Source organism: Streptomyces sp. CC228A, assembly GCF_021390935.1.
In the GTDB taxonomy this organism is placed as follows: Bacteria; Actinomycetota; Actinomycetes; order Streptomycetales; family Streptomycetaceae; genus Streptomyces.
Genome location: NZ_JAJPUI010000004.1, coordinates 97,724 through 112,692, shown reverse-complemented (window position 1 = coordinate 112,692; position 14,969 = coordinate 97,724). Strand labels below are relative to the sequence as shown.

At 73.4% G+C, this 14,969-nt stretch carries 9 protein-coding genes and 2 pseudogenes; all 11 read right to left on the bottom strand.

Going from position 1 to position 14,969, the window contains the following annotated elements; translation table 11 throughout:
• Positions 1-2: 2 nt before the first annotated feature.
• The 11 genes and pseudogenes from ftsZ to rsmH all read right to left on the bottom strand — a co-directional run bounded on the left by ftsZ (position 3) and on the right by rsmH (position 14,654).
• Entirely contained in the window at positions 3-1,232 is a 1,230-nt protein-coding gene (gene ftsZ / locus L6E17_RS13300; RefSeq protein WP_236240986.1) for a cell division protein FtsZ, read from the bottom strand.
• Positions 1,233-1,511: 279 nt separating this feature from the next.
• Positions 1,512-2,320 (bottom strand): annotated as a pseudogene (locus L6E17_RS13295) (cell division protein FtsQ/DivIB).
• Between the two features lie 47 nt (positions 2,321-2,367).
• On the bottom strand, positions 2,368-3,459 hold the full coding sequence (gene murG / locus L6E17_RS13290; protein WP_236240985.1) for an undecaprenyldiphospho-muramoylpentapeptide beta-N-acetylglucosaminyltransferase: 1,092 nt from the start codon (positions 3,457-3,459) through the stop codon (positions 2,368-2,370).
• A gap of 6 nt (positions 3,460-3,465) precedes the next feature.
• A complete protein-coding gene (ftsW, locus tag L6E17_RS13285) occupies positions 3,466-4,830 on the bottom strand; it encodes a putative lipid II flippase FtsW (protein WP_236240984.1) in 1,365 nt (454 codons plus the stop codon).
• A gap of 406 nt (positions 4,831-5,236) precedes the next feature.
• A complete protein-coding gene (gene murD, locus L6E17_RS13280) occupies positions 5,237-6,697 on the bottom strand; it encodes a UDP-N-acetylmuramoyl-L-alanine--D-glutamate ligase (protein WP_236240983.1) in 1,461 nt (486 codons plus the stop codon).
• Positions 6,679-7,749, bottom strand: a complete 1,071-nt coding sequence (gene mraY, locus L6E17_RS13275) for a phospho-N-acetylmuramoyl-pentapeptide-transferase (RefSeq protein WP_236240982.1) — start codon at positions 7,747-7,749, stop codon at positions 6,679-6,681. Before mraY ends, murD begins: the two co-directional genes overlap by 19 nt.
• Complete coding sequence (gene murF / locus L6E17_RS13270; RefSeq protein ID WP_236240981.1) at positions 7,746-9,176, bottom strand: UDP-N-acetylmuramoyl-tripeptide--D-alanyl-D-alanine ligase; 1,431 nt, start codon at positions 9,174-9,176, stop codon at positions 7,746-7,748. Before murF ends, mraY begins: the two co-directional genes overlap by 4 nt.
• Before the next feature lie 4 nt (positions 9,177-9,180).
• Positions 9,181-10,872: a UDP-N-acetylmuramoyl-L-alanyl-D-glutamate--2,6-diaminopimelate ligase gene (locus tag L6E17_RS13265; protein WP_236240980.1), complete on the bottom strand. Its 1,692-nt coding sequence runs from the start codon at positions 10,870-10,872 to the stop codon at positions 9,181-9,183.
• Between the two features lie 16 nt (positions 10,873-10,888).
• Positions 10,889-12,917, bottom strand: a pseudogene (locus L6E17_RS13260) (peptidoglycan D,D-transpeptidase FtsI family protein).
• 4 nt (positions 12,918-12,921) lie between these two features.
• Positions 12,922-13,656, bottom strand: coding sequence for a septum formation initiator family protein (locus L6E17_RS13255; RefSeq protein WP_236240978.1), 735 nt, complete (start codon positions 13,654-13,656; stop codon positions 12,922-12,924).
• Positions 13,653-14,654 carry a 16S rRNA (cytosine(1402)-N(4))-methyltransferase RsmH gene (gene rsmH / locus L6E17_RS13250; protein ID WP_268985161.1) on the bottom strand — a complete coding sequence of 334 codons (1,002 nt, stop codon included), beginning with the start codon at positions 14,652-14,654 and terminating at the stop codon, positions 13,653-13,655. The genes L6E17_RS13255 and rsmH overlap by 4 nt, the downstream gene beginning before the upstream one ends.
• Positions 14,655-14,969 lie beyond the last annotated feature (315 nt).

The window sequence follows — 14,969 nt, the reverse complement described above, 5'->3', positions numbered from 1 at the left end:
TGTCACTTCAGGAAGTCCGGGACGTCCAGCTCTTCGGCCTGGCTGTCCTGGTACGGGCGGGTCGTGGGGATGGAGGTCGGGGCGATCGGCGGCAGCTGGGTCTCCGCGACGGCGGGAGCGGGCTCGGCCGGGGCGGCCGGGGGCTCCTCGCGTACGGGCACGGTGCCCAGACCGCCGTTCACCGGGCGGGCGGCCTCGGCGGGGCGGGACGGCGCCGGGGCCGCCGGCTCCTCGCGCTTGCCGCCGGCCGACGCGCCCAGGATGGTGTCGCGCCGGGCGGGGGGCTGGCCGCCGTCGAACCCGGCCGCGATGACGGTGACCCGCACCTCGTCGCCGAGGGCGTCGTCGATGACGGCGCCGAAGATGATGTTCGCCTCGGGGTGGGCGGCCTCGCTGACCAGCTGTGCGGCCTCGTTGATCTCGAAGAGGCCGAGGTCGGAACCGCCGGAGATGGAGAGCAGCACGCCACGGGCGCCGTCGATGGACGCCTCGAGCAGCGGCGAGGAGATCGCCATCTCGGCGGCGGCCACGGCGCGGTCGTCGCCGCGCGCGGAGCCGATGCCCATGAGGGCCGAACCTGCTTCGGACATGACCGACTTGACGTCGGCGAAGTCGAGGTTGATCAGGCCGGGGGTGGTGATGAGGTCGGTGATGCCCTGGACGCCGGAGAGCAGCACCTGGTCGGCCGACTTGAAGGCGTCGAGCACGCTGACCTGGCGGTCCGAGATGGACAGCAGCCGGTCGTTGGGGATGACGATGAGGGTGTCGACCTCTTCGCGCAGCGCGGCGATGCCGTCCTCGGCCTGGTTGGCCCGGCGCCGGCCCTCGAAGGTGAAGGGGCGGGTGACCACGCCGATGGTGAGGGCGCCCAGCGAGCGGGCGATGCGGGCGACCACGGGGGCGCCGCCGGTGCCGGTGCCGCCGCCCTCGCCCGCCGTCACGAAGACCATGTCGGCCCCCTTGAGGACCTCCTCGATCTCCTCGGCGTGGTCCTCGGCGGCCTTGCGGCCGACGTCCGGGTTGGCGCCGGCGCCGAGTCCCCGGGTGAGTTCGCGGCCGACGTCGAGCTTGACGTCGGCGTCGCTCATCAACAGCGCCTGCGCGTCCGTGTTGATGGCGATGAACTCGACGCCCTTGAGACCGACCTCGATCATTCGGTTGATGGCATTGACACCACCGCCGCCGACACCGATGACCTTGATGACTGCGAGGTAGTTCTGCGGTGCTGCCACGTCGAAGGCCTCTCGCCTCGATTAACGGGCCGCCGCTTCGCGCTGCCTGGCGCGCCGCGACGACGGATGCCGATGGGACGGTCCCAATCGCCGACCCAAACCCTAACGTTGAAGTTTAGGGTTACCAGTGTTCCTGCTCCCTGGACTCTCCCGAACAGGACACTAAGTCGACAAGCGGCGCACGTTCAACGAACACGCCGAACCTCCCGTTTTTCTTTTCACCCTATGTGATCACCCGGGTTGCTGACCAACCAGGGTGCTGGTCAGCGCAGATGTGCGTCAACTCCGCGACGCGGCGGGGGCGCTCGGGGCGCTGACGTCGAAGCGGACCGCTCCGGGCGCCGCCTTCATCAGTGCGAGGAGCGCACGGGCCTTCGCCACGCCGTACTCGCCGCTCCCCCAGAACACCGTCCGGCCACCGGTCATCTCCAGGGTGACCGAGTCGTACGAGCGGACGCGGACGGAGACCACCTCTCGGGCCACGTTCCCGGGCAGTCCGGTCACCACGCCGACCGCCTCGCGGACGAGCCGGTCCTCACCGAAGCGGCGCAGGCCGGGGGCGCCGGAGGTGTCGAGTCGGAGGACGGGGATGTCGCGCGGGGCGGTAGCGGACGTGGCGAAACGGACGGCCTTGGCGTCCGTTTCGACGTACTTCCCGCCTTGTTCGAGCACCAGGACAGGGGTGCGTTCGGTCACTTTGAGACCGATTCCGTCCGGCCAGGAGCGGACGACGTCCACCGAGTCGATGCGGGGCAGCGCCCGCAGCAGCCGCCCCTCGACGGCGGCGGTGTCGACGGAGGCGAGCGGCGCGCCCAGCGGGACGCGGGCCGCGTCCTCGACCTGGCGGGGGGTCAGGACGCGCGTGCCGGACACGGTGACCTGGTCGGCCCGCAGCCACGAGGAGCCGTACAGGGCCCACAGGGCGCCGCCGAGGAGGACCAGGGCGCCGAGGGCCGACAAGATCAACCGGAGGCGCGGCAGCCGGCGCGCGGGCCCGCCCTGGGGCTGCGCGGCCCCGGGGGCCGGCCCGGCGACGCTCCCGCGGACGGCCCCTGGGCGCCGCGTTCGGTGGTCGCCGGTCCGGCCATGCTCCCTGCCTTCTCACGCCGGGCGGCGTGCTGTCGCGTCCGGGCGGTCAGGCCCGGTGGGCGGCGATCGCCTCGTAGACCATGCCGACCAGCAGCTGGTCGGCGTCCCGGCGGCCGAACTCGGCGGCGGCGCGGGACATCTCGTACAGCCGGTGCGGGTCGGCGAGGACCGGGAGGACATTGCCCTGGACCCACTCGGGGGTGAGCTCGGCGTCGTCCACCAGCATGCCGCCGCCGGCCTTGACCACCGGCTGGGCGTTGAGCCGCTGCTCGCCGTTGCCGATGGGCAGCGGCACGTACGCGGCGGGGAGCCCGACGGCGGAGAGTTCGGCGACGGTCATCGCGCCCGCGCGGCAGAGCATCATGTCGGCCGCGGCGTACGCGAGGTCCATCCGGTCCACATACGATACCGGGACATAGGGGGGCATTCCCGGCATGTTCTCGACGTGGGGCAGCTCGTTCTTCGGGCCGACGGCGTGCAGGATCTGGATACCGGAGCGCTGCAGCGCCGGCGCCGCCTGCTGGATCACCTCGTTGAGCCGGCGGGCGCCCTGCGAGCCGCCGGAGACCAGCAGCGTCGGGAGGTTCGGGTCGAGCCCGAAGGCGGCGCGGGCCTCGGGCCGCATCCGGGCGCGGTCCAGGGTGGCGATCGTGTGGCGCAGCGGGATGCCGATGTAGCGGGCGTTGCGGAGCTTGCTGTCGGGGGTGGCGACACCGACGGCCGCCGCGTACCGGGAGCCGATCTTGTTGGCCAGGCCGGGTCGGGCGTTGGCCTCGTGCACGACGATGGGCACACCGAGCCGCTTGGCGGCCAGGTAGCCGGGCAGCGCCACGTAGCCGCCGAAGCCGACCACGCAGTCCGCCTTCGTGCGCTCCAGGACCTGCTCCGCCGCCTTGATCGTGCCGCGCAGCCGCCCGGGCACGGTGATCAGCTCGGGGGTGGGTTTGCGGGGCAGCGGCACGGCCGGGATGAGCGCCAGCTCGTAGCCCCGTTCGGGCACGAGCCGGGTCTCCAGCCCGCGCTCCGTGCCGAGGGCCGTGATCCCCACGGAAGGGTCCTGCCTGCGCAGGGCATCCGCGAGGGCGAGCGCGGGCTCGATGTGGCCGGCGGTCCCCCCGCCGGCGAGTACGACATGCACCGAAATTCACCGCTCTCCGGACGGGCGCTTCTTGACGCGCCGTCGCATCGACATCCAACTCACCCCGGTCCTCCCGCCCGACCGGGGCTGACGCACGGCCAGGGCCGCTTTCGCCGCGGGCTCGTTTCGCGCGAAGGCGATGAGCAGCCCGACGGCGAACATGGTCGGCAGCAGGGCGGAACCCCCGTAGGAGAACAGCGGGAGCGGGACACCGGCGATCGGCAGCAGGCCGAGCACCGCACCGATGTTGACCACGGCCTGGGCCGTGATCCAGGTGGTCACGCCTCCCGCGGCGTACCTCACGAAGGGGTCCTCCGTGCGTCCGGCCACGCGAATACCCGCATAGCCTAGAGCCGCGAACAGGGCGAGCACCGACAGCGTCCCCGCCAGTCCCAGTTCCTCCCCGGTGATGGCGAAGATGAAGTCGGTGTGCGGTTCGGGGAGTTGGCCCCATTTTTCCACACTCGCCCCGAGCCCGGAACCGAACCATCCGCCGGACGCCAGAGCATAGATGCCGTGCACCGCCTGCCAGCACAGGTCCCCCGGCCCGGGGTCGGTGGCGCCGAGGCAGCCGATCCGCGCCATGCGGTTGGCGCTGGTGCGGATCAGCATCACCCCGATGGCCGCGGCGACGGCGAGGACGCTCACGAACAGCCGGGGCGGGGCGCCGACGAGCCACAGCAGCCCGAACAGGATCGCGGTGAGGATGATCGCCGTGCCCATGTCCCCGCCGAGCATGATCAGCCCGAGGAGCAGGAAGGCCACCGGCACCAGCGGCACCAGCAGGTGCTTCCACTGGCCGAGCAGCCGCCTCTCCCGCTTGCGGGCCAGCAGGTCGGCGCCCCACAGGACGAGCGCCAGCTTGCCGAACTCACTGGGCTGCAACTGGAAGGGCCCGCCCAGGTGGATCCAGTTCTGGTTGCCGTTGACCTCGTGCCCTATCCCGGGGATCTGCACCAGCACCATCAGGAAGACGGTGCCCATGAGGAGCGGATACGCGAGGGCCCTGTGCAGCCTCACCGGCATCCGCGAGGCGGCCAGCAGCAGGACGGCGCCGATGGCGGCGGCCAGGAACTGCTTGCGGAAGAAGTACGTGGCGGGCAGGTCCAGGGCCAGCGCCTTGATGATCGACGCGGAGTAGACCATGACGAGCCCGAGCACGGTGATCAGCATGCTCGCGCCCAGGATCACGTAGTACGCGGTGAGCGGGCGGTCCCAGGCCCGCCGCGCCCGCTCGTACAGCCGCCGCAGCTGCCGGCCGCGCGGGGGCCGGGAGCCCCCGCGGCCCCGCCGCCGCGCTGGGCGGGCGCCTTGCGCGGGGCGGCGGTACGGGTGCGCAGGGCGAGTCCGGACGGGTTGGGCGCCGCCCACGGGCCGGGCGCCCCGGCGAGGGCGAACCCCCCGGCCGGGCGCGGCAGGAGCCGGGCCGCCGCCGCCCGCGCGCCCGCACGCAGCCGTGCGGCGGCCGCGAGGACCGCGGGCCGGGCCTCGCCCTGCGGGGCAGCGGCACCGGTCGGTGCGGCCGGCGCACCGGTGCCCGCGGGACAGGGCGGCGGGGAGCCGGCCGGGAGGCCGGGGGCCGGCCCGCGGCGGGACGAGGCGGGCGCCTGGGCGGCAGCCCGCGGCCCGCCGGTCGGCCGGGCCACCGCGGCGGCGGGACGAGGGGCCGTGGGGTCCGGGGCCGCCCGGGCCCCGTCGGGCGCGGCGGCGGTCGGCTCGGGCGGCATGGTCGCTGTCCCCTCCAGTCGTGTCCGGCGGCGCCGGACCCTGCGGCTGGTCAGGCGTCGCGCTCGGCGGCCAGGGTGCGCACGGCGTCCGCGAACGCCTCGCCCCGCTTGGTGTAGTTGACGAACATGTCCATCGAGGCGCAGGCCGGGGCGAGGAGCACCGTGTCGCCCGGCCGGGCGAGCGCCGCCGCCTCCCGGACCGCCGCGGGCATCGCCCCAGTGTCGGTCCGGTCGAGGTCCACGACCGGCACTTCGGGGGCGTGTCGCGCGAGGGCCTCGCGGATCAGCGCGCGGTCGGCGCCCATGAGGACGACGCCGCGCAGCCGGGCCGCCGACTTCCGGACCAGTTCGTCGAAGGTGGCGCCCTTGGCGAGGCCGCCCGCGATCCAGACGATCGGGTCGTAGGCGGCCAGCGAGGCCTCCGCGGCGTGCGTGTTGGTGGCCTTGGAGTCGTTCACGTACGAGACCCCGGCGACCTCCTCCACGAACGCGATGCGGTGCGGCTCCGGGCGGAACGCGCGCAGCCCGTCCCGCACGGCGCCGGGCTCCACGCCGAAGGCGCGGGCGAGGGCGGCGGCGGCGAGGGCGTTGGCGATGTTGTGCGGGGCCGGCGGTTGCACGTCGGAGACCTGGGCGAGCTCCTGGGCCTGCTTCTGACGGTTCGGCACGAACGCCCGGTCCACCAGGAGGTCGTCGACGACACCGAGCTGGGACGGGCCCGGGGTGCCGAGGGTGAAGCCGATGGCGCGGCAGCCCTCCTCGACGTCGGCCTCGCGGACCAGGTCCTCGGTGGCCTTGTCGGCGGCGTTGTAGACGCAGGCGACCGTGTTGCCCTCGTACACGCGGCCCTTGTCGGCGGCGTACGCCTCCATGGAACCGTGCCAGTCGAGGTGGTCGGGCGCCAGGTTGAGGACGGCGGCCGAGTGGGCGCGCAGGGAGGGCGCCCAGTGCAGCTGGTAGCTGGACAGCTCGACGGCGAGGACGTCGTACTCCTCGTCGCCGAGGACGGCGTCCAGCAGGGAGACGCCGATGTTGCCGACGGCGGCGGTGCGCAGCCCCGCGGCCTCCAGGATGGAGGCGAGCATGCGGACGGTCGTCGTCTTGCCGTTGGTGCCGGTGACCGCGAGCCAGGGGGCGGGGGTGCGGCCGCCGTGGCCGCGCAGCCGCCATGCGAGCTCGACATCGCCCCACACGGGGACGCCGGCCGCTTCGGCGGCGGCGAACAGCGGCTTGTCGGGGCGCCAGCCGGGCGCGGTCACGACGAGTTCGGTGCCCTCGGGCAGGGTGTCCCCGTCGCCGAGGCGGACGGCGATCCCCTCGGCCGTCAGCTCGGCGGCCTGCGCGCGGGCGCGCTCGTCGTCGCCGTCGTTGACGACGGTGACGTGCGCGCCCAGTCCGTGCAGGACGCGGGCGGCGGGGACGCCGCTCACGCCGAGGCCCGCGACGGTGACCCGCCGGCCCGGCCAGTCCTCGGTCCTGCTGCTGTCGTCGCTCACTTGCCGGCTGCCCATCCCGCGTAGAAGAGCCCCAGGCCCACGATGACGCACATGCCCTGGATGATCCAGAACCGGACCACGACGAGGACCTCGGACCAGCCCTTCAGCTCGAAGTGGTGCTGGAGCGGTGCCATCCGGAAGACCCGCTTGCCGGTGAGGCGGAAGGAGCCGACCTGGATGACCACGGACAGGGTGATCAGGACGAAGAGGCCGCCGAGGATGGCGAGCAGCAGCTCGGTGCGGGAGGTGATGGCGAGACCGGCGAGGGCGCCGCCGAGGGCGAGCGAGCCGGTGTCGCCCATGAAGATCTTGGCCGGTGAGGTGTTCCACCAGAGGAAGCCGAAGCAGGCGCCCATGAGCGCGGCGGCGACGACGGCCAGGTCCAGCGGGTCGCGGACCTCGAAGCAGGCGTTCGGGTTGGTCAGCGTCTCGGCGTTGAGGCAGGACTCCTGGAACTGCCAGAGGCCGATGAAGGTGTACGCGCCGAAGACCATCACGGAGGCGCCGGTCGCGAGGCCGTCGAGACCGTCGGTGAGGTTCACGCCGTTGGACATGGCGAGGATCATGAAGAGCGCCCACACGACGAACAGCACCGGGCCGATGGACCAGCCGAAGTCGGTGATGAACGACAGCTTGGTGGAGGCCGGCGTCAGCCCCTGCTTGTCGGAGAACTGGAGGGCCAGGACGGCGAAGGCGATGCCGACGATCAGCTGGCCCGCCATCTTCGCCTTGGCGCGCAGGCCCAGCGACCGCTGCTTGACGATCTTGATGTAGTCGTCGAGGAAGCCGACGAGGCCCATGCCCGCCATCAGGAACAGCACCAGCAGGCCCGAGTACGTCGGGTTCTCACCGGTGATGACCTTGGCGAGGGCGTACGCGATGAGGGTGGCCAGGATGAAGGAGATGCCGCCCATGGTGGGCGTGCCCTTCTTGCTGCCATGCGTACGGGGGCCGTCGTCGCGGATGAACTGCCCGTATCCCTTGCGGGCCAGGAGCTTGATCAGCAGGGGCGTGCCGATCAGGGTCAGGAAGAGCCCGATGGCTCCCGCGAAGAGGATCTGCCTCATCGGCCGGTGACCTCGCCCTCGGTGGTGTTCCCGAGCAGCGCCTCGGCGACCCGCTCGAGCCCGACCGACCTGGATGCCTTCACCAGCACGACGTCTCCTGGCCGCAGTTCCCTGCGCAACAGGTCGACCGCCGCCTGCGCGTCGGACACGTGCACCGACTCCTCACCCCACGAACCCTCGTTATATGCGCCCAGTTGCAGCCAGGACGCTTCCCTGCCCCCGACTGCGACGAGCTTGCTGACGTTGAGCCGGACGGCGAGCCGTCCGACCGCGTCGTGCTCGGCTAGCGCCTCGTCGCCGAGCTCGGCCATCAGGCCGAGCACCGCCCACGTACGGCCCCCCCTGTCCCGTGCGGCCTCGCCCATGGCGGCCAGTGCGCGCAGGGCGGCCCGCATGGACTCCGGGTTCGCGTTGTAGGCGTCGTTGACGATCGTCACACCGTCCGGACGCTCGGTGACCTCCATGCGCCAGCGGGAGAGGGAGCCCGCCTCGGAGAGCGCGGCGGCGATCTCGTGCACGGGCATGCCCAGCTCATGGGCGACGGCGGCCGCGGCGAGCGCGTTCGACACGTGGTGCTCACCGTACAGGCGCAGGGTCACGTCACTGCACCCGGAGGGTGTGTGAAGGCGGAACGAGGGCTGCCCGGTCTCCGTGAGCCGGACGTTTTCGGCACGTACGACCGCTTCGGTCGACTCTCCGAAGTAGACCACGCGGGCCCGGGTGCGGGACACCATGGCCTTCACGAGCGGGTCGTCGGCGTTGAGGACCGCCACGCCGCCCTCCTCGGCGGCGGGAAGTGCCTCGACGAGTTCGCCCTTGGCCTGGGCGATCTTGTCGCGGCCGCCGAACTCGCCGATGTGGGCGCTGCCGACGTTGAGGACGAGCCCGATGCGGGGCGGGGTGAGCTCGGTGAGGTAGCGGATGTGGCCGACCCCTCGGGCGCCCATCTCCAGGACGAGGTGCCGGGTGTCCCCGGTGGCGCGCAGGGCGGTCACCGGCAGTCCGATCTCGTTGTTGAGGTTGCCGGCCGGCCAGACGGTGGGGCCCACGCGCTGCAGGAGCTGCGCGATGAGGTCCTTGGTGCTGGTCTTGCCCGCCGAGCCGGTGAGGGCGACGACGACGGTGCCGAGCCGCTCGACGACGGCCCGGGCGAGCGCGCCGAGGGCGGCGGTGACGTCGGGCACGATGAGCGCCGGCACGCCGACGGGGCGGGTGGCGAGGACGGCCACCGCGCCGGCGTCGACCGCCCGCTGCGCGTAGTCGTGCCCGTCGACGTGCTCGCCGGCGAATGCGGCGAAGAGGCTGCCGGGTTCGACCTGGCGGGAGTCGTAGACGACGGAGCCGGTGACCTGGACGGCCGGATCCGGTATGTCGTGTGGCTGCCCGCCGACGATTTCGGCGATCTCGGTGAGGGAGAGGGCGATCACTTCTTCATCCCTGACTGTTCTGGATGGCTTCCCGCAGGACCCGGCGGTCGTCGAAGGGCCGGACCACGCCCGCGATGTCCTGGCCCTGCTCGTGGCCCTTGCCCGCGACGAGCACGGTGTCGCCCGGCTGGGCGCGGGCGACGGCGGCGGCGATGGCGGCGGCGCGGTCCTCGAACACGGCGACGTCGCCGCGCTCGTGGATCGGCACCTCGGCGGCACCGGCGAGCATGGTGGCGAGGATCGCGAGGGGGTCCTCGGAGCGGGGGTTGTCGGAGGTCAGAATGGCGGTGTCGGCGAGGCGTGCGGCGGCGGCGCCCATGGGGCCGCGCTTGGTGGTGTCGCGGTCGCCGCCGCAGCCGAGCACGATGTGCAGCCGGCCCTCGGTGACCTTGCGCAGGGACCGCAGGACGGACTCGACGGCGTCGGTCTTGTGGGCGTAGTCGACCACGGCGAGGTACGGCTGCCCCGCGTCGACCCGCTCCAGGCGGCCCGGCACGCCGGGCACGACGGCGATGCCGTCGGCGGCCTCCTGCGGGTCGATCCCGGCCAGGGCCAGCGTGACCACGGCGGCGAGGGTGTTGGCGACGTTGAACGGGCCGGCCAGCGGGGCCTTGGCGCTGACGCGCTCGTCCTTGGGGCCGACGATGGTGAAGGTGGAGCCGAGGGGGCCGATCTCGACGTCCTCGGCGCGCCAGTCGGCGTCCGGGTGGCCTTCGGCGGAGAAGGTCACGACGGGGATCTCCGCCTCCTTCACCAGCCTCCTGCCGTAGGCGTCGTCGAAGTTGACGACGCCCTGGCGGGAGCGGCGCGCGGTGAACAGCTGCGCCTTCGCCTGGAAGTAGTCCTCCATGTCGGAGTGGAACTCCATGTGCTCCGGGCTGAGGTTGGTGAAGACGGCGACGTCGAAGACGCAGCCGTCGACCCGGCCGAGCACGAGGGCGTGGCTGGAGACCTCCATGGCGACGGCCTCGGTGCCGCGTTCCCGCATGACCGCGAACAGCGCCTGGAGGTCGGTGGCCTCGGGGGTGGTCCGCTCGGACTTGATGCTCTCGTCGCCGATGCGGGTCTCCACGGTGCCGATGAGGCCCGTCTTCCGGCCCGCGCCCTTGAGGCCGCCTTCCACCAGGTAGGCGGTGGTCGTCTTGCCGGAGGTGCCGGTGATGCCGATCTGGAGAAGGTCGTGTCCGGGGCGGCCGTAGATGTCGGCGGCGAGTTCGCCCATACGGCCGCGCGGGTCGTCGACGACGAGGACCGGCAGTCCGGTGGCGGCGGCGCGGTCGGCGCCCGTCGGATCGGTGAGCACGGCGACGGCGCCGAGGCCGGCGGCCTGGGCGGCGAAGTCCGCGCCGTGCAGGCGGGCGCCGGGCAGCGCGGCGTAGATGTCGCCGGGGCGGACCGCCCGTGAGTCGTGGGTGATGCCGGTGACCTGGGCCTCGTCCTCCTGGGGCGGCTGCGGCGCGCGCGGGGCGGGGGCGTCCAGCCGGGCCGCCAGAACGCCGAGGGGCGTGGGGCGTACCTGGGCCGGGCGGGGCGCTCCCTGCTGCTTCGCGGGGGCGTCCTGGTCGGTGTTTCGGGGCTGATCGGGGTGTGGCACGGCGGTGAGCGTACCGGGCGCACCCGTCATCGGGCTAAATGAGGCGGCCGGGTCGGGCCCGGCTCCGGGCCGGTTCCCGGGGCCTGGCGTGATCGTCGTCACTGGCAGCTCCGCTCGGTCAGGTTCCTGGGGTGAAGGTGACCGGCATGCGCGGGGGCTGTTTTCCGGTCGGTGCGACGTGCAGCGTCTTCAGGGCGAACTCCATGACCTTCTTGAAGATGGGGCCGCAGATCCGGCCGCCGAAGTAGTCGCCCTTGGTGGGGTTCTGGATGGCGCAGTAGACGGTGACGCGCGGGTCGTCGGCGGGGGCGAACCCGGCGAAGGAGGCGGTGTAGCCCTTGTAGCGGCCGAGTTCGGGGTCGACGCGGTTGGCGGTGCCGGTCTTGCCCGCGACGCGGTAGCCGGGGATGGCGGCCCGGGTCCCGGTGCCCTCCTCGTCGTCGACGACGGACTCCAGCATCGCGGCCAGGGTGGTGGCGGTCTTCTCGCTGACGACGCGTTTGCTGTCGGGGGCCGGGGCGGGGGTGAAGCGGCCGTCGGGCCCGCGGGTGCCGCGCACGAGCGTGGGTTCGACGCGTACGCCGCCGTTGGCGATGGTCGAGTAGACCGAGGCGGCCTGCATGGCGTTGACGGACAGGCCCTGGCCGAAGGGGATCGTGTACTGCTGCGAGGTGTTCCACTTCTGCGGCGGGGCGAGGATGCCGGGGGTCTCGCCGGGGTAGCCGAGGCCGGTGGGGCTGCCGATGCCGAACTTGCGGAGGTACGAGTCGAGGACCCGGTTGGCCTCCGCCTGGTTCCTGCCGAGCTGCCCGGTGGCGAGGATGGTGCCGATGTTGGACGACTTGGCGAGGACGCCGTTGAGGGTGAGGTACCAGGTGGGGTGGTCGATGTCGTCCTTGAAGAGCCGGTCGCCGCGGTGCAGCCGGTTGGGGACGACCACGTGCGTGGACGGGGTGGCGACGCCCTCCTCCAGGACGGCGGCCATCGACATGACCTTGGAGGTGGAGCCGGGTTCGTAGGCGTCCTGGAGGGCGGCGTTGCCCATGGCGGCGGCGTTGGCCTGGGACAGGTCGTTGGGGTCGAAGCCGGGTGCGTTGGCCATGGCGAGGACCTCTCCGGTCCTGGTGTCCTGCACGATGACGTAGCCGCGGTCGGCGCGGGAGGCGGCGACCTGCTCGCTGATGGCCTTCTGGGCGGCCCACTGGATGTCCCGGTCGATGGTGAGCTCGATGTCGGAGCCCGGTACGGCGGGCGTCTCGCGGGCGTCGGCGGTGGGGACGCGGCGGCCGCCCGAGTGGGCGTACGTGATCTCGCCGTCGCGGCCGGCGAGCTCTTCGTCGAGCATGGACTCCAGGCCGCCGGCGCCGCGGCCCTCGGCGTTGACCCAGCCCAGTATCCCGGCGGCGAGGGTGCCGTTCGGGTAGACGCGCTTGCTGCTCTTCTCGCTGAGGACGCCGGCGAGGACGCTGGTGCCGGGGCCGCCCGCTGCCCGGTCCTCGCGGGCCTTCTTGGCGAAGAGGTTCTTGAGGTCCTTGATCTGGTTCCAGACCTGGGGCGTCTGCTTGCGGGCGAGTACGGCGTAGCGCGGCGAGGGCGGCGCCTTGAGGGTGCGGACGAGGTCGGCGGGCTCCTTGCCGAGGATGGGGGCGAGGAGGGCGGCGGCCTGCTCGGGGGCGTCCGGGACCTTGGCCTCCTCCGGGGTGAACATCTTGGGGTCCGCGGTGATGTCGTAGGCGTCGACGCTGGTGGCGAGGGCGACGCCGGAGCGGTCGGCGATGACGCCGCGCTCGGCGGCCAGTTTGTGGCTGAGGTAGCGGTTCTTCTCGGCCTTCGCGGAGTACGCGGCGGCGTCGACGGCCTGGACCTGGAGCAGCCGGACGGTGAAGACCAGCATGACGAGGGTCAGGCCGATGCTGACGAGGCGCAGGCGCGGCCGGTGGTCGCCGAGCCTGAGCGCCTCGGCCGGGCGCGCGGGCGACCGGGGCGGTGAGGGGCGGGGGCGGCGGGCGGCGGGGCGGGGGCTCCCGCGCGGCCGCCTGCGCGGCCGTCGCGGTGGCCGCGGGCCGCGTTTCCCGTGCGCCGGGCGGGGCCGCCGCGGTCGGCGGCGGGGCGGGGACGCGGCGGCGCGGAGGTTCCTGGGGTGGCACTGCGTCACCTGCCGGAGGTCGTCGGTTCTGGTGCCGTCGGTTCTGGTGTCGTCGCTTCCGGTTCCGCCGCTCGCGGTCGCGCCGCCCGGGGTTCCGTCGGCTCAGGCTCGGCAGGCTGCGGTTCGGCCGCCTGCGGGTCCGGCGCTTCCGGTTCCGTCGGCTCGGATCCCTCGGACGCAGGCGCGCCCGGGGCCGGGTCGGCGGCCGTCGCGCCGCCCGCGGCCGGGTCGGCGCCCGGGACCCGCGGTGGACCTGCGGGCTGCGGGGCGGGCGCGGTGCCGCCTGCGGGGGACGGCCCGGCATCCGGGACCTGCGCCGGGTCGGCGTCCGCGGTGCCGTCCGCCGCAGGGTCCGGCGTCGGCGACGGGGCGGGGGTGGGGGCCGGACTCGGCAGGCCGCGTACGGTGCCGTCGGGCTCCAGGAAGGCGGGGCCGCCGCCGGGGACCATGCCGAGTTCGCGGGCGCGGCGCTCCAGGGCGTCGGGCGCGGAACGCGCGTCGACGTCCCGCTGGAGGGCCTGCTCCTCGTCGGTGAGCGCGGTGGTCTTCTTCTTCAGTTCGAGCAGCTTGAAGGAGCCCTGGCTGAGGGAGGTGTTGAGCAGCAGCAGGCCGATGAGGCCGCCGCCGAGGAAGAGGACGACGAGCAGGACGAAGGGGGTGCGGGCGGCGGTGCTCGGCCCGGACGGGAGGAGACCGGCCAGCCGGGCCGCCCGCCCCTTCAGGGGTCCTGCCTTCGTCACACGTCCTCCCTGATCCGTTCCGCGCCGCGCAGCCGCGCGGGCGCGGCGCGGCGGTTGCGGGCGACCTCCTCGTCGCCGGGGAGCCGGGCACCCCGGGTCAGCAGCCTGAGCCGGGGCTGGTACTGCTCGGGGACGACGGGCAGGCCGGGCGGCGCGGTGCTCTCGGCGCCCGCCGCGAACACCTGCTTGACCAGGCGGTCTTCCAGAGAGTGGTACGAGAGGACGGCGATGCGGCCGCCGACGGCCAGGGCGGCGACGGCGGCGGGGATCGCCCGCTCCAGGACGGACAGCTCTCCGTTGACCTCGATGCGCAGCGCCTGGAAGGTGCGCTTGGCGGGGTTGCCGCCGGTGCGCTTGGCGGCCTGCGGCAGGGCGTCGCGGATCAGTTCGACGAGGCGGGCGCTGCGGCTGAACGGCTCCTTCTCACGCTCCCGTACGACGGCGGCCACGATCCGCTTGGCCTGCTTCTCCTCGCCGTACGCGCGCAGGATGCGGACGAGTTCGCCGGGCGGGTAGGTGTTGAGGACCTCGGCTGCGCTGATGCCGGTCGTCTGGTCCATGCGCATGTCGAGGGGGGCGTCCTGCGCGTACGCGAAGCCGCGGTCCGCCTCGTCGAGTTGCATGGAGGAGACGCCCAGGTCGAACAGGACGCCCTGCACGCGGGGGACGCCGAGCCGGTCGAGCACCTCGGGGAGCTCGTCGTACACGGCGTGGACGAGGGTGGCGCGCTCACCGAACCGGGCGAGGCGCTCGCCGGAGAGCCGCAGCGCCTCGGTGTCCCGGTCGAGGGCGATGAGCCGGGCCTCGGGGAAGCGGGTGAGCAGCGCCTCGCTGTGGCCGCCGAGACCGAGGGTGCAGTCGACGACGACTGCGCCGGGCCGCTCCAGGGCGGGGGCGAGCAGGTCCAGGCACTCCCGCAGCATCACGGGGACGTGCCGGTCGCTCCCGTCCGGTCGTCCGCCGCCGCCGTCGTCCTCGGGGAGGTCCGCCCCGGTCAACCCGGCGGCACCCCCATCGCGCCCTGTCATCTGCCCTCTCAGGTCCGGCGCGGCGTACGTACTGCCAGGTCCGCGCTGGTACGTACCGCCCGCACACGCGGAGCGGGGACCGCGGCCACCGGCGGAACCGCTCGATGATCCCCGTGGTCTCCCGTGAACTCCGCGCCACTCTAGTCGACCGCCCGGCCCGGTCAATCAACCGGCCAGCGCGTCGCCCGCGCCCCGTGACGGCGGGGACGAAACGGGCGGATCACCCGTCCGGCAGGACTGCCGTCGAGTGTGGGTTACGTCACATCCGGGGCCCTTGGTGTCCTT

Excerpts from the sequence above, each read along its gene's own strand:
- murD (WP_236240983.1), bottom strand. The coding sequence starts at position 6,697 with ATGGGCAGCCGGCAAGTGAGCGACGACAGCAGCAGGACCGAGGACTGG.
- mraY (WP_236240982.1), bottom strand. The coding sequence starts at position 7,749 with ATGAGGCAGATCCTCTTCGCGGGAGCCATCGGGCTCTTCCTGACCCTG.